Genomic DNA, 18,393 nt, shown 5'->3' with positions numbered 1-18,393 from the left:
ACGCCACAGCAATTCGCCTGAATCCGATCGCACACGAAAGCACACTCGCCCCGATTCCACGCCATGCAAGTTCAATCGATGCAATTCAAGGCGCGCGCTGGCCAGAAGCTGGCCGATCAGCGTCTTCAGCAAAACCTCAAGAAGCTCTCGACCAAGTTCGTTTTCGCTCGCGCGGAGGCGATCACGGCGATCGATTTTCCGGCCACGCGCGCCGCGCTCAAGGAGCGGCGCAATCGCGCGCTGGAGAATCTCGACGTCTGGATCGAGCAATTCGAGGCCGAGGCTACGCGGCGCGGCGTGACGGTCCTGTTCGCCGAGACGGCGCGCGACGCGGCGAAGCTCGTCGCCGAGATCGCGCGCAAGCATGAGGTGCGCAAGGTCATCAAGACGAAGTCGATGGTCTCCGAGGAGATGCAGCTCAACACCGTGCTTGCCGGAATGGGCGTGCAATCCATCGAGACGGATCTCGGCGAATACATCCTGCAGATCAACAATAACGAGCCGCCGAGCCACATCATTGCGCCCGTCGTCCACAAGGACAAGGACGAGATCGCCGATCTGTTCGCGAAGACGCACCACAAGCCGCGCCTGACCGAAATCCCCGACATGACGCGCGAGGCGCGCGAGGTCCTGCGGCCGCACTTCCTGTCGGCGGACATGGGCGTGACGGGGGGCAATTTCCTCGTCGCGGAGACGGGCTCGGTCGTGCTCGTGACGAACGAGGGCAACGAGGGCATGTGCACCGTGATGCCGCGCGTGCACGTGGCGGTCACCGGCATCGAAAAGGTCTTGCCGACGCTCGAGGACCTCGCCACCGCAATGCGCCTGCTGCCGCGCTCGGCTACGGGGCAGGCCACCTCGAACTACTTTTCCGTGCTCACGGGCCCCCGCGGCGCGCAGGATCAGGACGGCCCCGAGCATATGTACGTCGTGCTCGTCGATGGCGGGCGCACCGGCCTGATCGGCGGCGAGTTCCAGGAGATGCTGCGCTGCATACGCTGCGGCGCGTGCATGAACCATTGTCCCGTCTATCAGAAGGTGGGCGGGCACGCATACGGATGGGTCTATCCGGGGCCGATGGGGTCGGTGCTCACGCCCAGTTACGTCGGCATCGACAAGGCGCTCGACCTGCCGCAGGCCGCCACGCTCTGCGGCGAGTGCAACAGCGTCTGCCCGGTGGGCATCCCGCTTTCGGACCTGTTGCGCAAACTGCGCGAGAAGCAGACCGAGCGGCGCCTGCGCCCATGGCGCGAGCGCGCGGCGCTGGCGGTGTGGGGGTGGTTCGCGCTGCATCCGGGCGCGTATGCGCTGCTCACGAAGCTCGGCGTGCGTGTGCTGGAGCGCATGGGCGGCCAGTCGCAGCTCATTCGCAAACTGCCGTTCGCGCGCGGCTGGACCGATGGGCGCGACATGCCAGCTCCGGTCGGCCGTACGTTTCGCGAGCTGTACGCCGCGCGGCACACGCATCTGGACGCGACGGGGCGCACGCGGAAGCCGTGACGACTTGGCTCTCGTCAACAACAGACCGTGCACTGTTTAATCTGCGACAACAGTGTGTTCGTCTTTGCCGGGTTTTTCCTGATTGCGATCATCTATATCATTTCGACTGGCGATAGTGCGATCGCACATGTCGCCCCATAGTCGAGAGAGAGTCGCATCATGAGAAAGAAAATAGTGGTGTATTGGCCGCTGGCGCTGATCGTGCCGCTTGCGGTGATTGCGTGGGCTCACGCCTGGCATACCGCCGAGCAGCAGTTCCCGCTGGCAGCCGATCAAGTGAGCGCCGAGTTGGCGCGCACCGTGTCGTATGGTCTGGTTGGCGATGCGGGCGACGTGAAGGCGCCCGTCAAGGCGATGCGCAGCGTGGCGCCGTTGCCGCCGCAGACGAGCGCGATCTAAACGTACCGGTGATGACGCGGGATACGCCCAGCGTACATCGCCGACACTTTGTATAATCGACGCTCCGTTTGCGCCGGGCGGCACGCCTGAAGCCGCTTCCCGTCTCACACCCGACACGATGAAAAAGGTTTCCGTCTGCTTCGTTTGTCTTGGCAACATCTGCCGCTCGCCGACGGCTGAAGCCGTGATGCGGCGTCTTGTCGACGAGGCGGGCTTGAGCACGCACGTGTCGGTCGATTCGGCGGGCACCGGCGACTGGCATATCGGCGAGGCGCCCGACGAACGCGCCCAGCGCGCCGCGGCGAAGCGCGGCTACGATCTGGCGCCGCTGCGCGCTCGTCAGATCGCGGCGGAAGACTTCGGCACGTTCGATTTGATCGTTGCGATGGACGACGCCAATGTGACGGCGCTCCAGCAGGTGGCGCCTTCTGCTGGGCGCGACAAGATTCGTCTGCTGATGGAATTTGCACCGCATGCGCAGGAGCGCGTGGTGACCGACCCCTATTTTGGTGGCGACGCCGGGTTCGAGGCGGTGCTTGACCAGTGCGAAGCGGCCTGTTCGGGTTTGCTGTCGGCACTGCGTCCGCGGCTGGCGGACTGAGATGAACGTTGCGGCGCAGCCTCTTGCAGGTTTCGCGCCGTTTTCCCTTTTCGTCATGCGCCTAATAACCCGGATGGCGGCACGGATACTTGACTAAACTAGTCATGTATTTATACTTGACGAAAATTGTCGAGAATAGCGGTTCCCCTACATCATGAGACTCACCACCAAAGGCCGTTTCGCCGTTACGGCGATGATCGACCTGGCCCTGCGCCAGGAGCAGGGCCCGGTGACGCTTGCGGGTATCAGCCAGCGCCAGCATATTTCGCTGTCGTACCTGGAACAGTTGTTCGGCAAGCTGCGCCGTCATGAAATCGTCGAATCGGTCCGTGGGCCGGGCGGCGGGTATAACCTCGCGCGCCGCGCGGAGGACGTCACCGTGGCGGACATCATCATCGCCGTGGACGAGCCGCTCGACGCGACCCAGTGCGGCGGCAAGGGCGCCTGCGAAGGCACCAAGCAGCACGACGGCCATTGCATGACGCACGAGCTCTGGTCGACGCTGAACCAGAAGATGGTCGAGTACCTCGATTCGGTTTCGCTGAAGGACCTGGTGGACAAGCAGCGCGCCCGCGAAGGCGCCGCGCCCACCGTCCTGCGCGACCGCCGCGCCGAGGCGCCGGCGATGGAGCCGGTGCGCACGGTGCCGCTCGGGCCGAATTCCATATTCAACATGGCCGGTTCCTGATCCTGAACCTGGTTCTCGATCCCGACTACGGCCAGCGCAATACACAGAGCAGCAGACAGAATCCCCCGGAGCGATAGATGAATAACGACATTCCCCACCTGCCCATTTATATGGACTACAGCGCGACGACGCCTGTCGACCCGCGCGTGGTGGACAAGATGATTCCGTATCTGCGCGAGCAGTTCGGCAATCCGGCGTCGCGCAGCCACGCCTACGGCTGGGACGCGGAGCGTGCCGTCGAGGAAGCACGCGAGAACGTCGCGGCGCTCGTGAACGCCGACCCGCGCGAAATCATCTGGACCTCCGGTGCAACCGAATCGGACAACCTCGCGATCAAGGGTGCCGCGCACTTCTACAAGAGCAAGGGCAAGCACCTCATCACGGTGAAGACCGAGCACAAGGCCGTGCTCGACACCTGCCGCGAGCTCGAGCGTGAAGGCTACGAAGTCACCTATCTGGACGTGAAGGAAGACGGCCTGATCGACCTCGAAGCGCTCAAGGCAGCGATTCGCCCGGACACGATCCTCGTTTCGGTCATGCACGTGAACAACGAGATTGGCGTGATCCAGGACATCGAGGCGATCGGCGAGATCTGCCGCGAAAAGGGCATCATTTTCCACGTCGACGCCGCGCAATCGACGGGCAAGGCGCCCATCGACCTGCAAAAGCTCAAGGTCGACCTGATGTCGTTCTCGGCGCACAAGACCTACGGCCCGAAGGGCATCGGCGCGCTGTACGTGCGCCGCAAGCCGCGCGTGCGCATCGAAGCGCAGATGCACGGTGGCGGCCATGAGCGCGGCATGCGCTCGGGCACGCTCGCCACGCACCAGATCGTCGGCATGGGCGAGGCGTTCCGCATCGCGCGCGAAGAAATGGCGACGGAAAACGAGCGCGTGCGCATGCTGCGCGACCGTCTGCTCAAGGGCCTCTCGGTGATCGAAGAGACCTACGTGAACGGCGACATGGAAAAGCGTGTCCCGCACAACCTGAATATCAGCTTCAACTTCGTCGAAGGCGAGTCGCTGATCATGGCGGTCAAGGACGTGGCCGTGTCGTCGGGCTCGGCGTGCACCTCGGCGTCGCTGGAGCCGTCGTACGTGCTGCGCGCGCTCGGCCGCAACGACGAGCTGGCGCACAGCTCGATCCGCTTCACGGTGGGCCGCTTCACGACCGAACAGGACGTCGACTACGTGATCAACCTGCTGCAGACGAAGATCGCCAAGCTGCGCGAGCTCTCGCCGCTGTGGGAAATGCACCAGGACGGCATCGACCTGTCGACCATCCAGTGGGCGGCGCACTAAGGCGTACCGATTTCAGTCGGCAGCGTAAATCGAACCGGCCGCAGCGCAAAACAGATGCAGCGCGGCAAACATGAATTGAAGGAGTGTGATCATGGCATATAGCGACAAGGTTCTGGACCACTACGAAAACCCGCGCAACGTCGGCTCGTTCGCGAAGGATGACGACGCGGTCGGCACTGGCATGGTTGGCGCGCCCGCATGCGGCGACGTCATGAAGCTGCAGATCCGCGTGGGCGCGGACGGTGTCATCGAAGACGCAAAGTTCAAGACCTATGGTTGCGGCTCGGCGATTGCTTCGAGCTCGCTCGTGACCGAGTGGGTGAAGGGCAAGACGCTCGATCAGGCACTCGACATCAAGAACACGCATATCGCTGAAGAACTGGCGCTGCCGCCGGTGAAGATCCACTGCTCGATTCTCGCGGAAGACGCGATCAAGGCAGCGGTGGCCGATTACCGTCAGCGTCACACGACGGAAGCAAAGGCCGACGCGGCTTAAGGACTGGTCAGGGCGAGAACGTTATGGCAATCACGTTGACAGAAAAAGCGGCACAGCACGTGCAGAAGTACCTGGTCCGTCGCGGCAAGGGCGTGGGCTTGCGCCTTGGCGTGCGTACGACGGGCTGCTCGGGCCTCGCCTACAAGCTCGAATATGTCGACGAGCTCGCGCCCGAGGACAACGTGTTCGAGAGCCACGGCGTGAAGGTCATCGTGGACCCGAAGAGCCTCTCGTATATCGACGGCACGGAGCTCGACTTCGTGCGCGAAGGCCTGAACGAGGGCTTCAGGTTCAACAACCCGAACGTGAAGGACGAGTGCGGTTGCGGCGAGTCCTTCCGCGTTTGAGCCCGCGCGTTGCACTGAAAAGGCGGCCTGTGCCGCCTTTTTGATTTTTTGATGCGGCGCACCGCGCGACAGCAGCGCGCCCGATCCTGACGACAGCCCCACCCGAACATTCATTCCGATGGCCTCGCTTTCCTCGCTCTCCGATAGCCATTTCGTGCTGTTCGGCCTGCCCGAGCAGTTCGCGCTCGAAGCCGGCGTGCTCGACCACGCGTACCGCACCGTGCAGGCGCAGGTGCACCCCGACCGCTTCGCCGCGGCCGGCGAGGCGCAAAAACGCGTGGCGATGCAGTGGGCCACGCGCGCGAACGAGGCGTACCAGACGCTGCGCGACCCGCTCAAGCGCGCGACGTACCTGCTGCATTTGCGCGGCATCGACGTCGGCGCGGAGAACAACACGGCCATGGAGCCGGCGTTCCTGATGCAGCAGATGGAGTGGCGCGAGGCGATCGAGGATGCGGTGGGCGCGAAGAACGTCGATGCGCTCGATGCGCTGCTCGCCGAATTGCGCGACGACGAGCGTGTGCGCCTCGCGAAGCTGGGCGCGCTGCTCGACAGCGGCTCGAACCAGCCGGCGGCGGAAGCGGTGCGCCAGTTGATGTTCGTCGAGCGCGTGGCGGCCGAAGTCGACGCGCAGATCGAGCGGCTGGAAGGCTAGGGCTGCCCGGCCAGGCGCGCCCGCTGGGCGTGCGGCAAAAAAGAGCGTAGAACACGGATACAGGACAGGGTTGCCTACTCATCGATACGCATCGATACGCATCGATCGACGACGTGAGGCGGCCCGCAACAGATCACACAGATGGCATTACTGCAAATCTCCGAACCCGGCATGGCGCCGGCGCCGCACCAGCGGCGGCTCGCCGTCGGCATCGACCTCGGCACGACGAACTCGCTGGTCGCCGCGGTGCGCAGCGGCGTGCCCGACGTGCTGCCCGATGAAGACGGCCACGTGCTGCTCCCGTCGGTCGTGCGCTATCTCGCGAACGGCGGCCGTCGCATCGGCCGCACGGCCAAGTCCGAAGCGGCCACCGACCCGCGCAACACGATCGTCTCGGTCAAGCGCTTCATGGGCCGCGGCAAGGCCGAGGTGGAAGGCGCGGCCAATGCGCCGTACGAATTCGTCGATGCGCCGGGCATGGTGCAGATCCAGACCATCGACGGCGTGAAGAGCCCCGTCGAAGTCTCGGCGGAAATCCTCGCGACGCTGCGCCAGCGCGCCGAAGACACGCTCGGCGACGATCTCGTCGGCGCGGTCATCACGGTGCCGGCGTACTTCGACGAGGCGCAGCGCCAGGCGACCAAGGACGCCGCGCGCCTTGCGGGCCTGAACGTGCTGCGCCTGCTCAACGAGCCAACCGCGGCGGCCATCGCCTACGGCCTCGACAATGGCGCCGAAGGGCTCTACGCGGTCTACGACCTCGGCGGCGGCACCTTCGACCTGTCGATTCTCAAGCTCACGAAGGGCGTATTCGAAGTGCTCGCGGCGGGCGGCGATTCCGCGCTCGGCGGCGACGATTTCGATCACGCCCTCTTTGCGTGGGCGCTCGAGCAGTCCGGCATCGAGCGCGCCACGCTCGCGCCCGAAGACGTCCGTCTCTTGCTCGACCGCGTGCGCGATGCGAAGGAAGCGCTCTCGGCGGCGCCCGAGGCGCGCATCGAGGTCGCGCTTTCGAACGGCAAGCAGATCGCGCTGACGATCGACGAGCCGCGCTTCGAGGCGCTCACGCAGGCACTCGTGCAGCGCACGCTCACGCCCACGAAGAAGGCGCTGCGCGACGCCAAGGTGGCCGCGAAGGACGTGAAGGGCGTGGTGCTGGTGGGCGGCGCGACGCGCATGCCGGTGATCCGGCGCGCCGTCGAGCAGTTCTTCGGCCAGCCGCCGCTCACGAATCTGGACCCGGATCAGGTCGTCGCGCTCGGCGCGGCGATCCAGGCCGACCTGCTCGCCGGCAACCGCGGCGGCGAGGACGACTGGCTGCTGCTCGACGTGATCCCGCTCTCGCTCGGCGTGGAGACGATGGGCGGCCTCGTCGAGAAGATCATTCCGCGCAACTCGACCATTCCGGTCGCGCGCGCGCAGGACTTCACGACCTTCAAGGACGGTCAGACCGCGATGGCGATCCACGTGGTGCAGGGCGAGCGCGAACTCGTCTCCGACTGCCGCTCGCTCGCGCGCTTCGAGCTGCGCGGCATTCCGCCGATGGCGGCGGGCGCGGCGCGCATCCGCGTGACCTACCAGGTGGACGCCGATGGCCTCCTGTCCGTATTCGCGCGCGAGCAGATCTCGGGCGTGGAGGCGTCGGTGGTGGTGAAGCCGTCCTACGGCCTCGCCGACGACGACATCGCGAAGATGCTCGAAGACAGCTTCAAGACGGCCGACATCGACATGCGCGCACGCGCGTTGCGCGAGGCGCAGGTCGAGGCACAGCGCGTCGTCGAAGCAACGAATTCCGCACTGGCCGCCGATGGCGAGCTGCTGAACGCCGAGGAGCGCGCGCAACTCGATGCGCTGATCGCTGCGCTCGTGCAAATCGTGCAGGGCGAGGACACCGACGCGATCGAAGCGGCAACCAAGGCGCTCGCCGAGGGCACCGACGAGTTCGCCGCACGGCGCATGGACAAGGGCATCAAGCGCGCGCTCGCGGGCAAGAAGCTCGACGAGATCGGCTAAATGCGCGCTTCTGTGCGCGGTCAATGAACGTTATGGACGTTTGAACGCGCGCCGGCAAATGCACCGGAAAGCACGCTACGCGTGCGTGCTTTCCCGATGCAGCCAGGCGCGCGACGTCAGTAGAATGGGCGATGACACCGTCGGCAGACAGGTCGCGCCCGATACAGAAGTTATTGGATACGGAAATCACAATGCCTCAAATCGTGGTGCTGCCCCATGTCGAACTGTGTCCGGAGGGCGCGGTCATCGACGCCAAGCCGGGTGTGAGTGTGTGCGATGCGCTGCTGGAGCACGGCATCGAGATCGAGCATGCGTGCGAGAAGTCGTGCGCGTGCACGACCTGTCACGTGATCGTGCGTGAAGGGTTCAACGCGCTCGAGCCGTCGGAAGAAACCGAAGACGACCTGCTCGACAAGGCCTGGGGTCTGGAGCCGACTTCGCGGCTGTCGTGCCAGGCCCTCGTGCCCGCCGAAGATGACCTGGTGGTCGAGATTCCGCGTTACTCGATCAACCACGCCAAGGAAAACCACTAATCCATCGGAGAGAGGAGCGCGCTGCCATGAAATGGACCGATACGCAGGATATCGCAATGGCGTTGACGGATACGCATCCGGAGATCGACCCGCAGTACGTGCGCTTCACCGATCTGCATCGCTGGATCACCGAGCTCGAAGGTTTCGACGACGATCCGGCTCGCTCGAACGAGAAGATTCTCGAGGCCATCCAGGCGGCCTGGATCGAAGACTCGGAGTATTGATTCCGCGTTTGCGGGCTCAGTTGCCGGTGGCTTTGGTGCGCCGCCGGTCGCAATGAGAAAAGGCGATTCGCCCTTGGGGTGGATCGCCTTTTGCGTTTCTTGGGGCGGATCGCCTTTTTCGTTGATGGGCCGCGCGCGTTAGCGGCCGGCGCACGCAGTGACGCGCCAGCAGTCAAGCATCGTCAGGCCGCGGCAAGCGTGCCGTTTTCGACGCGCACGCGCTGGCCTTGCTGGAACGGCGGCGCCTGGTGATATGTGAAGTAGCGCATCTTGCCGTTGTCCATGCGCACGCGCACCGAGTAGTTCGTGGTGCTGCGCAGATGTTTTTCCACCGCGTTGCCGCCGAGGCCGCCACCCAGCGCACCCAGCAGCGTCATGGCCGTGCGGCCATTGCCGCTGCCGAACTGATTGCCGACCACGCCGCCCACCACTGCGCCGCCCACTGCGCCAATGCCGGTGCCGTGGCCTTCCTGGCGCGTCTCGGAAATACCCTCGACGACGCCGCAGGAGGCGCACACCGCCTGTTGCGGCGGTGCTTCCTGAGCGTATTGCTGCGGCTGCTGGCCGTACTGAGGCGGTGGGGCGGCCGGTGCCGTGCCCTGTTGCTGGGCAGCCGGCGCAGGCTGCGGTTGCGCGGGCTCATCCGCTGGTTCGTTGTTCGGTACCGCGATTGGCGCGCTGTTTTGTGCGATTTGCGCGCTGGTCGCGGGCCGGGTCGAGTCGACCACCGGCGCCGAAGCCATCACCGTGGTCTGGCCGGTCTGGCTTTGTGCGTTCTGCTCGGTCGTGCTCGAGGCCTTGGGGAAGACGCCGGTGATGGCCGCCGTGGCTGCGAGGCTCGCGACGATGACACCCGCCGCGGCAGTTGCGACGAGCGGATGAATACGGCGGTTCGGTGTGGTCGGTTTCGGATCGGGATTGTTCATGACAGGCTCCGTCTTCAGCAGAGTTGGCTTTGTTTGGATGAGTTTGAGCCAATTCCGCAGCCCGGGCGTTTCAATTTGTAACCCTGCTTGCGTGTGCGCATATCGAAAAAGGGATGGAACAAATGCGGCTGCCGCGTAGCCCTGTGCGACGCGGGTTTCAGGCATCGCGCATCTGGCATGCCCAGGAAGCGGACCGGCCGCTTTTACCGCTGGTTACAAACGGCTGAATGGCGAGCTGAACGACGGCTGACAAGCAGGCGTGCGAGCGCAACGGCAAACGTGCGCAGAAAAGCAAACGGGGCGCATGCGGCGTGAACCGCATGCGCCCCGTTCGGCGCGTCTGTATTGAATCAGGCGCGCCGTGGCCTATCGATGCTTAGTCTTCGCGGCGCAGATGCGGGAAGAGAATGACGTCGCGGATGCTTGCGCTGTCCGTGAGCAGCATGATAAGGCGGTCGATGCCGATCCCGCAGCCGCCGGTCGGAGGCATGCCGTACTCGAGCGCGCGGATGTAGTCGGCGTCGTAGAACATCGCTTCCTCGTCGCCGGCGTCCTTCTGCTCGACCTGCTTCTTGAAGCGCGCGGCCTGGTCTTCCGGATCGTTGAGCTCCGAGAAGCCGTTGGCGATTTCGCGGCCCGTGATGAAGAGCTCGAAGCGCTCGGTAATGCCCGGCGCCGTGTCGGAGGCGCGCGCGAGCGGCGAAACCTCGACCGGGTAGTCGATGATGAAAGTCGGCTCCCACAGTTGCGACTCGGCGGTCTCTTCGAAGAGGGCGAGCTGCAGCGATCCCACGCCCGCGTTCAGGAACGCCGGCTGGTTCGCGTCCACGCCGAACTTCTTGAGCTCGGCGCGCAGGAAGGCGGCGTCGGCGAGCTGCTCGTTGGTGTACTGCGGCGCGTACTTCTGGATCGCCTGGGTGATCGTCAGGCGATGGAACGGCTTCGAGAGATCGAGCTCGCGGCCCTGGTACGTGAGCACGGCGTTGCCGCGCGCGTCCACGGCGGCCTGGCGGATCAACTGTTCCGTGAAGTCCATGAGCCACGTGTAGTCCGTGTACGCGGCGTAGAACTCCATCATCGTGAATTCCGGATTGTGACGCGGCGAGACGCCTTCGTTACGGAAATTCCGGTTGATTTCGAACACGCGCTCGAAGCCGCCCACGACGAGGCGCTTCAGATAGAGCTCGGGCGCGATGCGCATGAACATCTGCATGTCGAGCGCATTGTGGTGCGTGACGAAGGGCTTCGCCGCCGCGCCGCCCGGGATCGGGTGCAGCATCGGCGTTTCGACTTCCATGAAGCCGGCGTCGGCCATGAAGCGGCGCACCGACGAGATCGCCTTGGTGCGTGCGACGAAAGTCTCGCGCGTTTCGGGCGTGACGATCAGGTCGACGTAGCGCTGGCGATAGCGCATTTCCTGGTCCGAGAGACCGTGGAACTTGTCCGGCAGCGGACGCAGCGACTTCGAAAGCAGGCGCAGTTCCGTGCAGCGCACCGAGAGCTCGCCCTTGTTGGTGCGGAACAGCACGCCCCTGGCCGCGACGATGTCGCCCAGGTCCCACTTCTTGAACGCGTCGTAAGTGGTCTCGCCCACGTCGGCGGGCGTGATGAAGAACTGGATCTGGCCCGAGCCGTCGCGCACCGTCGCGAAGCTCGCCTTGCCCATCACGCGCTTGAGCATCATGCGGCCGGCGACCGAAACTTCGAGCGCCTGCGATTCGAGCGCGTCCTTGTCGGTGTCGGCGTAGTCGTGCTGCAGGTCGGCGGCGTGGTGGGTGGGGCGGAAGTCGTTCGGATAGGCGACGCCCGTTTCGCGCAGCGCGCGCAGCTTTTCGCGGCGCTCGGCGATGATCTGGTTGTCGTCGACTTCGGGCGCGGCGCTGGCCGCGTTCGGCTGGGTCGGTTCGGTCATGGTGGCTCGGATGATTGGATTCGCGGTGTTTCGGCGGATGTTTCAGTTTGGGCCCGGGCGTGGTTGCCTCGCGGGCCGCAGCGCCCATCGGGCCATGTCGGGTCCCGTGTGGCGCAACGTGCGGACTTCGGTTCCCGTGGCGCGCGCCGCAGTCTGACGTTTCCAGACGGGCGGCGGCGCGGCGGGAGAGGGCGGCGCCCTGCGGCGCGCCCGGGCTTACACGCCCTGTTTCAGGCTTGCGCTGATGAAGGCGTCGAGATCGCCGTCGAGCACGGCCTTGGTGTTGCTGATTTCGACGTTGGTGCGCAGATCCTTGATGCGGCTGTTGTCGAGCACGTAGGAGCGGATCTGGTGACCCCAGCCCACGTCCGACTTGCCCGCTTCGAGCTTGTCCTGCTCCGACTGGCGCTTGCGCATCTCGGCTTCGTACAGGCGCGACTTCAGCATCGCCATGGCTTCGGCACGGTTGCGGTGCTGCGAGCGGTCGTTCTGGCACTGCACGACGATGCCCGACGGCATGTGCGTGATACGCACGGCGGAGTCGGTCTTGTTGATGTGCTGACCGCCCGCGCCCGAAGCGCGGTACGTGTCGATGCGCAGATCGGCCGGATTGACTTCGATCTCGAACGAATCGTCGATTTCCGGGTACACGAACACCGACGAGAACGACGTGTGACGCCCGCCCGACGAATCGAACGGCGACTTGCGCACGAGGCGGTGAATGCCGGTTTCGGTGCGCAGGAAGCCGTAGGCGTATTCGCCTTCGACCTTGATGGTCGCGCTCTTGATGCCGGCGACGTCGCCTTCGGACTCTTCGAGCACTTCGGTCTTGAAGCCCTTGCGCTCGCAGTAGCGCACGTACTGGCGCAGCAGCATCGAGGCCCAGTCGCAGGCCTCGGTGCCGCCCGCGCCCGCCTGAATGTCGATGAAGGCGTTGTTCGGGTCGGCCGGGTTCGCGAACATGCGGCGGAACTCGACGTCGGCGACGCGCGCTTCGATCGCTTGGGCATCGGCTTCGATGGAGACGAGCGTGTCCTCATCGCCTTCCTCGCGGGCCATCTCGAAGAGATCCTGGGTGTCGCGCGTGTCGTTCTCGATGCCGTCGAGCACGTGTACCACGCCCTCGAGCAGCTTCTTTTCCTTGCCGAGACCCTGGGCGTGCTTCGAGTCGTTCCAGACGTTGGGGTCTTCGAGTTCGCTGTTGACTTCGACGAGCCGTCGGGCTTTTACGTCGTAGTCAAAGATACCCCCGTAGCTCGCCCGCGCGCGTGCGCAGGTCCGCCAAAAGGGCTTCGATCGCGTTGAGACGTTCCGCTTCCATTTGTGTCGTGATCCGGCGTGTAAAACATTGAATTATAGCCGATTGGACCTGCGTCAAGGGCGCGGCGGGCGGTGCCGTCGCGCCGGGCGTGTCCCTGGTGTAGCACCGTGTGCCGCTCAGGGTGCCGCGTGCTCCACGACGAGCTGCACGCGCGAGACGCCGTTCCACGTGTCGCGCACGAGCCGGTAGGCGACGGTCGTATGCTGCGGCAGCGACTCGGTGTGGTTGAACCAGATCGCGTTGAAGCGCTGGCGCCCGCGCAGCAGTTGCAGCTTCAGATGCTTGTCCTTCACGAGCGCCTGCGAGGCCACCTCGAATTCGCCCGAGAACACGGGCGCCGGAAAGCCCTGTCCCCACACGGCCGCGTCGAGCATTTCGACGAAATCGGGCGTGAACCAGGCGTCTTCGAGCTCGCCGTCGGTCTCCACCGTGCGCGCGAGCGCCTCGGCGGAGAGCCACTCGCGGCCCACTTGCTCGAACGCGGCGGCAAAGCGCGGCACGTCGGCGGCGGCGAGCGTCATGCCGGCGGCCATGGCGTGCCCGCCGAACTTGTGGATGAGACCAGGCTCGCGCTTGCTGATCAGATCGATCGCGTCGCGCAGATGGAAACCGGGGATCGAGCGGCCCGAGCCCTTCACGAGCTCGCCGTTGTCGTCGGCGGGCGCGAACGTGAAGGAGGGGCGGTGGAACTTCTCCTTGAGCCGCCCCGCGACGATGCCGATCACGCCCTGGTGCCAGCCCGGATTGAAGAGCGTGAGCGTGGCGTTGTCCTGCGGATCGACGTTGGCGAGATCGGCGAGCGCCTGCTGCTGCATGCCCGCTTCGATTTCGCGGCGCTCGCGGTTCATGGTGTCGAGTTGCTGGGCGAGCTCCCATGCGCGGCCCACATCGTCGGTGGTCAGGCATTCGATGCCGAGCGACATGTCCGAGAGGCGGCCCGCCGCATTCAGGCGCGGCCCGAGCGCGAAGCCCAGATCGAAGCCCGAGGCGCTCTTCGCGTCGCGGCCCGCGGCGCGGAACAGCGCGGCGATGCCGGGCTGCATGCGGCCGTTGCGGATGCGCTGCAGGCCCTGCGCGACGAGCACGCGGTTGTTGCAATCGAGCTTCACGACGTCGGCGACGGTGCCGAGCGCGACCAGATCGAGCAGGCCGTCGAGGCGCGGCTCGGGGCGCGCGTCGTCGAACCAGCCGCGCGTGCGCAACTCGGCGCGCAAGGCGAGCAGCGTATAGAACATGACGCCCACGCCCGCGATGCACTTGCTCTCGAACTCGCAGCCCGGCTGGTTCGGATTGACGATGGCGCGCGCGTCGGGCAGCGTGTCGCCGGGCAGATGGTGGTCGGTCACGAGCACTTCGATGCCGAGCGCGTTGGCGGCCTCCACGCCCTCGACGCTGGCGATGCCGTTGTCGACGGTGATCAGCAGGTCGGGCTGACCGCCCTTGCGTTGTGCAGCGAGTGCAACGATCTCGGGTGTGAGGCCGTAGCCGTACTCGAAGCGGTTCGGCACCAGGTAGTCGATCTGCGCACCGAGCATGCGCAGGCCGCGCACGGCCACGGCGCAAGCGGTGGCGCCGTCGCAGTCATAGTCGGCGACCACGAGCATGCGGCAGTCCGCTTCGAGCGCGTCGGCGAGCAGCATCGCAGCGTCGTCGAGCCCTTTCATGCCGGCGGGCGGTATCAGGCGGTTCAGGCCGGTCTCGATCTCGTCGGGCTGGCACACGCCGCGTGAGGCATAGAGCCGCGCGAGGACCGGATGCAGGCCGTGACGGATCAGGGCTTCGGTATCGGCGGGGGAGCAGGCGCGGGTGACGATTCGGGTCATGCGTGAGAGGCCGTGGAAGAAACGTTGGACATTAGTCGATGATGAGCGACGCGAACTCGCGGCGTCGCCAGAATTTGCGCAGGTCGCCGCGCGTGGCGGTGAGCGTGACCGAGCCGGTGTCGCCGCACAGCGTGAGGCCGAGCTCGGCCAGCTCGCGGGCCTCGAGGGCGGCGAGCGCGGGCGCGAACCAGTCGCGCTCGAGCTGCGCAAACGCCGCGTTCCAGCGGCCCCAGTCCTGCTGGATATAGGCGGCGGAGAACGGGTCGATTTCGACGAGCGTGGCGCCGTTTGCGTGCGTGCCTGCGCTTCCTGTGCCGTCGGGCGTGCTGTTCCGTGCGTTGTTCGGTGCAATGCCGTGCGACGCGCTCGTCGGTGTGCCAGCCGATGCGGCAAGCGCGCGGAACGTCTCGGGCGCCGCGCCCAGCTCGGCGCCGGAGGCGAGCGCGAGCCCGCGCGTGGCCGCCGCGTCCGAGCGCACGCGCGAGAAGGCCCGCTTGACCGGGCGCAGCGCGCCTTGCGCGTGGAACCAGATCGAGTTGACGGCGGGCAGGCCGCGCGCCTCGCGCGCTTCGTTGACAGGATGCTCGAACCAGGCCATCTGCACCTCGTTCTGCACCTTCATCCATGCGCGCGAGCGCTGGCCCGACTGCGCTTCGTGCGGCAGCCAGATTTCGATGTTGCGCCCGCTCGCGCGCAGCGGCGAGGCGCCCGCGAGCGTGCCGAACTGCTCGCTCGACAGGTACCAGCGCTGGGGCGTGGGCGCTTCGATGCGCACGCCCAGCTCTTCGATGAGGGGCCGCGCAACGGCGTAGAGCGCCGCGGCATCGGCGTCGGCGAGTTCGAGCGAGGCGGGGTCGATCAGCACCAGATGGTCGTGCGCGATGCGCACGTGCACGGGCTGGACGCAGGCCCAGGTGGCGTCGCCGGGCGTGCCGCCGTCGGCGAGCAGCATCCACGGCGCGAGCGGGGCTTCGTCGTCGGCTGCACCGCTTGTGCCGGGTGCGCCGGCGGTGCTGGCCGTCGCCTGCGGCGCGGCCGCTCCGAACGCGCGCGCAACCCAGCGTTCGTGCGGCAAGGTGCGCTGGAAATCCTCGCCGATCGTCTGTTCGCCAAGGCTCGCTCGCGCGACCAGTTTCGAGAGTGCCGGATACTCGAGTCCGGCGAGGGCGGTTGAGGCCGCCGCCGCGGACGGCAGCGCAAACGGTACGAGGAGATGGAGACGATCGACAGGCATGATGGTGCGCATTGTACTTCGGCCCAGGTGACGCCTGGGTGCGGCACGAGCCATGCGCGGGCCCCGGCGTGCGTTACGGCAAAGGGTTGGCTGCGGGCGCCCCTGCGCAGCAAATTCGCAAGAATTTGACAAGAGCGCCATAGAAATCAGCGACTTATCGGCAACAATCCGGGCACCCGGGCGTGTAATCCGCATCCAACGGAAGGAGCCGGGGCCGCGAGCGTGGCGGGCCGAGGAGGCGCAAAGTCCGTGAGGTGCCGCTAGTGTGGCAAACTTCGCGGTTGATCGCCGAAACGCTTTGGCACTGTAATCCGGCTTGCGGGCCGGCGCGCCGCACGCGCAACGAAGACGCATTAAAGGATTCGCTTGAAACTTCCCTACGAATGGCAGATAGGCTGGCGCTACACCCGCGCCGGCAAGCGCACAACTGGCAACGGGTTCATCTCGTTCATCGCGCTCATTTCGATGTCGGGCATCGCGCTCGGCGTGGCGGCGCTCATCGTCGTGCTCTCGGTGATGAACGGCTTCCAGCGCGACGTGCGTGACCGCATGCTTTCCGTGCTCGCGCATATCGAGATCTTTTCGCCAACGGGCTCGATGCCCGACTGGCAGCTCACCGCGAAAGAGGCGAAGACGAACCGCGAGGTGATCGGCGCCGCGCCTTATGTGGACGCCCAGGCGCTGCTCACGCGCGGCGACAGCCTGAGCGGCGTCGCGCTGCGCGGCGTCGAACCGTCCGAAGAGCCACAGGTGTCCGACATCGACAAGGAGATGAAGGCCGGCAGCATGAACGACCTCACGCCGGGCAGCTTCAACATCGTGCTCGGTGCGGACCTTGCGGTGAGCCTCGGCGTGACGGTGGGCGACAAGGTCACGCTCGTGGCGCCCGAGGGCAGCATCACGCCCGCGGGCATGCTGCCGCGCCTGAAGCAGTTCACGGTGGCCGGCGTGTTCGAGTCGGGGCATTACGAGTACGACAGCTCGCTTGCGCTGATCAACATCCACGACGCCGAAGTGCTCTACCGGCTGCCCGCGCCGAGCGGCGTGCGCCTGCGCCTGAAGGACATGCAGCGCGCGCCCGCGGTGGCGCGCCAGCTCGTGCATACGCTTTCTGGTGACCTCTATATCCGCGACTGGACACAGCAGAACAAGACCTGGTTCTCGGCGGTGCAGATCGAAAAGCGCATGATGTTCATCATCCTCACGCTCATCATCGCAGTGGCGGCGTTCAACCTGGTCTCGTCGCTCGTGATGACCGTCACCAACAAGCAGGCCGATATCGCGATCCTGCGCACGCTCGGCGCGCAGCCCGGCTCGATCATGAAGATTTTCTTCGTGCAGGGCGTGACGATTGGTTTCGCGGGCACCGCCATCGGCATCGCACTCGGCTGTCTCATCGCGTGGAGCATTCCGTGGAGCGTGCCGATGATCGAGCACCTCCTCGGCGTGCAATTCCTGCCGCCGTCCGTCTATTTCATCAGCGAGCTGCCTTCGGAACTCGTCGCCTCCGACGTGATCCGCATCGGCTCGATTGCGTTCGTGCTTTCCGCGCTGGCGACGCTCTATCCCAGCTGGCGCGCGGCCAAGGTTCGTCCGGCGGAGGCGCTGCGTTATGAATGACCGTCAATCGATCCTCGCCGCGGCGGGCGACTATCCGTACGTGCTCGAAGCGCACGGCATTTCGAAGGTGTTCGGCCAGGGCCAGCTCTCGGTCAACGTCCTGCACGACACTGAGATCTCCGTGAAGCGCGGAGAGAAGCTGGCGATCGTGGGTGCGTCGGGCTCGGGCAAGAGCACGCTGTTGCACGTGCTGGGCGGACTCGACGAGCCAGGCACCGGCAACGTCAAGCTGCTCGGCAAGCCGTTCACCGAGCTTTCCGAGCGCGAGCGCAACGACTTGCGCAACCGCGCGCTGGGCTTCGTCTATCAGTTCCACCATCTGCTGCCCGAGTTTTCGGCGCTCGACAACGTGGCGATGCCGCTTCGCATCCGCCGCATGACACAGGACGATGCGCGCCGCGAGGCGATGGAGATGCTCGCACGGGTGGGCCTCGACCATCGCGCACGGCATCGGCCCGGCGAGCTCTCGGGCGGCGAGCGCCAGCGCGTGGCGGTCGCCCGCGCGCTGGTCACGCGGCCCGCCTGCGTGCTGGCAGACGAGCCGACCGGCAATCTCGACGGCAGCACGGCGGACACGGTGTTCAACCTGATGCTCGAATTGTCCGACCAGTTCCAGACCAGTTTCGTGATCGTCACGCATGACCCTGAGCTCGCGGCGCGCTGCGACCGCATCGTACGGCTGCGCGACGGCATGCTGCATGTGGAGCCGGTCGTCCCGGTGTGATCGACAACGCGGCTTGATGCGGCTCGCCTGTGGCGGGCCGCACGGAGCTGGCGCAGAAAGTGCCCATGCGCGGCGG

General features: G+C 65.9%; 18 protein-coding genes. 13 read left to right on the top strand and 5 right to left on the bottom strand.

The window, feature by feature from the left end:
- The first annotated feature begins 63 nt into the window (after nucleotides 1–63).
- The 11 genes from E1956_RS12095 to iscX all read left to right on the top strand — a co-directional run bounded on the left by E1956_RS12095 (nucleotide 64) and on the right by iscX (nucleotide 8,757).
- The gene (locus E1956_RS12095) at nucleotides 64–1,500 is read left to right on the top strand and encodes a lactate utilization protein B (protein ID WP_134749123.1); all 1,437 of its coding nucleotides are present in this window, start codon (nucleotides 64–66) and stop codon (nucleotides 1,498–1,500) included.
- Between the two features lie 159 nt (nucleotides 1,501–1,659).
- Nucleotides 1,660–1,899 carry a hypothetical protein gene (locus E1956_RS12090; protein ID WP_134749121.1) on the top strand — a complete coding sequence of 80 codons (240 nt, stop codon included), beginning with the start codon at nucleotides 1,660–1,662 and terminating at the stop codon, nucleotides 1,897–1,899.
- 118 nt (nucleotides 1,900–2,017) lie between these two features.
- Complete coding sequence (locus E1956_RS12085; RefSeq protein ID WP_134749119.1) at nucleotides 2,018–2,500, top strand: low molecular weight protein-tyrosine-phosphatase; 483 nt, start codon at nucleotides 2,018–2,020, stop codon at nucleotides 2,498–2,500.
- A 154-nt stretch (nucleotides 2,501–2,654) separates the two neighbouring features.
- Complete coding sequence (gene iscR / locus E1956_RS12080) at nucleotides 2,655–3,188, top strand: Fe-S cluster assembly transcriptional regulator IscR (protein ID WP_134749117.1); 534 nt, start codon at nucleotides 2,655–2,657, stop codon at nucleotides 3,186–3,188.
- Nucleotides 3,189–3,265: 77 nt separating this feature from the next.
- On the top strand, nucleotides 3,266–4,489 hold the full coding sequence (locus tag E1956_RS12075) for an IscS subfamily cysteine desulfurase (RefSeq protein ID WP_134749115.1): 1,224 nt from the start codon (nucleotides 3,266–3,268) through the stop codon (nucleotides 4,487–4,489).
- Between the two features lie 91 nt (nucleotides 4,490–4,580).
- A complete protein-coding gene (gene iscU / locus E1956_RS12070) occupies nucleotides 4,581–4,985 on the top strand; it encodes a Fe-S cluster assembly scaffold IscU (protein ID WP_134749113.1) in 405 nt (134 codons plus the stop codon).
- A 23-nt stretch (nucleotides 4,986–5,008) separates the two neighbouring features.
- Complete coding sequence (gene iscA / locus E1956_RS12065; RefSeq protein WP_134749111.1) at nucleotides 5,009–5,332, top strand: iron-sulfur cluster assembly protein IscA; 324 nt, start codon at nucleotides 5,009–5,011, stop codon at nucleotides 5,330–5,332.
- A gap of 118 nt (nucleotides 5,333–5,450) precedes the next feature.
- The gene (hscB, locus tag E1956_RS12060; RefSeq protein WP_134749109.1) at nucleotides 5,451–5,987 is read left to right on the top strand and encodes a Fe-S protein assembly co-chaperone HscB; all 537 of its coding nucleotides are present in this window, start codon (nucleotides 5,451–5,453) and stop codon (nucleotides 5,985–5,987) included.
- Between the two features lie 141 nt (nucleotides 5,988–6,128).
- The gene (gene hscA, locus E1956_RS12055; protein WP_134749108.1) at nucleotides 6,129–8,000 is read left to right on the top strand and encodes a Fe-S protein assembly chaperone HscA; all 1,872 of its coding nucleotides are present in this window, start codon (nucleotides 6,129–6,131) and stop codon (nucleotides 7,998–8,000) included.
- Between the two features lie 191 nt (nucleotides 8,001–8,191).
- Nucleotides 8,192–8,533, top strand: coding sequence for an ISC system 2Fe-2S type ferredoxin (fdx, locus tag E1956_RS12050; protein WP_134749106.1), 342 nt, complete (start codon nucleotides 8,192–8,194; stop codon nucleotides 8,531–8,533).
- Between the two features lie 26 nt (nucleotides 8,534–8,559).
- Complete coding sequence (gene iscX / locus E1956_RS12045; RefSeq protein WP_134749104.1) at nucleotides 8,560–8,757, top strand: Fe-S cluster assembly protein IscX; 198 nt, start codon at nucleotides 8,560–8,562, stop codon at nucleotides 8,755–8,757.
- Between the two features lie 182 nt (nucleotides 8,758–8,939).
- Here iscX and E1956_RS12040 read toward each other — a convergent pair whose 3' ends face one another.
- The 5 genes from E1956_RS12040 to E1956_RS12020 all read right to left on the bottom strand — a co-directional run bounded on the left by E1956_RS12040 (nucleotide 8,940) and on the right by E1956_RS12020 (nucleotide 15,985).
- Nucleotides 8,940–9,683, bottom strand: a complete 744-nt coding sequence (locus tag E1956_RS12040; RefSeq protein WP_134749102.1) for a glycine zipper 2TM domain-containing protein — start codon at nucleotides 9,681–9,683, stop codon at nucleotides 8,940–8,942.
- 376 nt (nucleotides 9,684–10,059) lie between these two features.
- A complete protein-coding gene (gene lysS / locus E1956_RS12035) occupies nucleotides 10,060–11,595 on the bottom strand; it encodes a lysine--tRNA ligase (protein WP_134749100.1) in 1,536 nt (511 codons plus the stop codon).
- A gap of 216 nt (nucleotides 11,596–11,811) precedes the next feature.
- Nucleotides 11,812–12,840, bottom strand: a complete 1,029-nt coding sequence (prfB, locus tag E1956_RS12030) for a peptide chain release factor 2 (protein ID WP_134749098.1) — start codon at nucleotides 12,838–12,840, stop codon at nucleotides 11,812–11,814.
- A gap of 192 nt (nucleotides 12,841–13,032) precedes the next feature.
- Nucleotides 13,033–14,739: a single-stranded-DNA-specific exonuclease RecJ gene (recJ, locus tag E1956_RS12025; RefSeq protein WP_134749096.1), complete on the bottom strand. Its 1,707-nt coding sequence runs from the start codon at nucleotides 14,737–14,739 to the stop codon at nucleotides 13,033–13,035.
- 31 nt (nucleotides 14,740–14,770) lie between these two features.
- Nucleotides 14,771–15,985 (bottom strand): regulator, encoded by a 1,215-nt coding sequence (locus tag E1956_RS12020; protein WP_197732788.1) that lies wholly within the window; start codon nucleotides 15,983–15,985, stop codon nucleotides 14,771–14,773.
- Between the two features lie 354 nt (nucleotides 15,986–16,339).
- On the opposite strand from E1956_RS12020, the gene E1956_RS12015 reads away from it, so the two are divergent.
- Nucleotides 16,340–17,593, top strand: a complete 1,254-nt coding sequence (locus tag E1956_RS12015) for a lipoprotein-releasing ABC transporter permease subunit (RefSeq protein ID WP_134749092.1) — start codon at nucleotides 16,340–16,342, stop codon at nucleotides 17,591–17,593.
- Entirely contained in the window at nucleotides 17,586–18,317 is a 732-nt protein-coding gene (gene lolD, locus E1956_RS12010; RefSeq protein WP_134749090.1) for a lipoprotein-releasing ABC transporter ATP-binding protein LolD, read from the top strand. Before E1956_RS12015 ends, lolD begins: the two co-directional genes overlap by 8 nt.
- The last annotated feature ends 76 nt before the right edge of the window (nucleotides 18,318–18,393 follow it).

The sequence above is a fragment of the Paraburkholderia pallida genome (assembly GCF_004524855.1).
In the GTDB taxonomy this organism is placed as follows: domain Bacteria; phylum Pseudomonadota; class Gammaproteobacteria; order Burkholderiales; family Burkholderiaceae; genus Paraburkholderia; species Paraburkholderia oxyphila.
The sequence above is the reverse complement of the archived record's forward strand: the minus strand, read 5'-3'. Positions and strand labels throughout refer to the sequence as shown.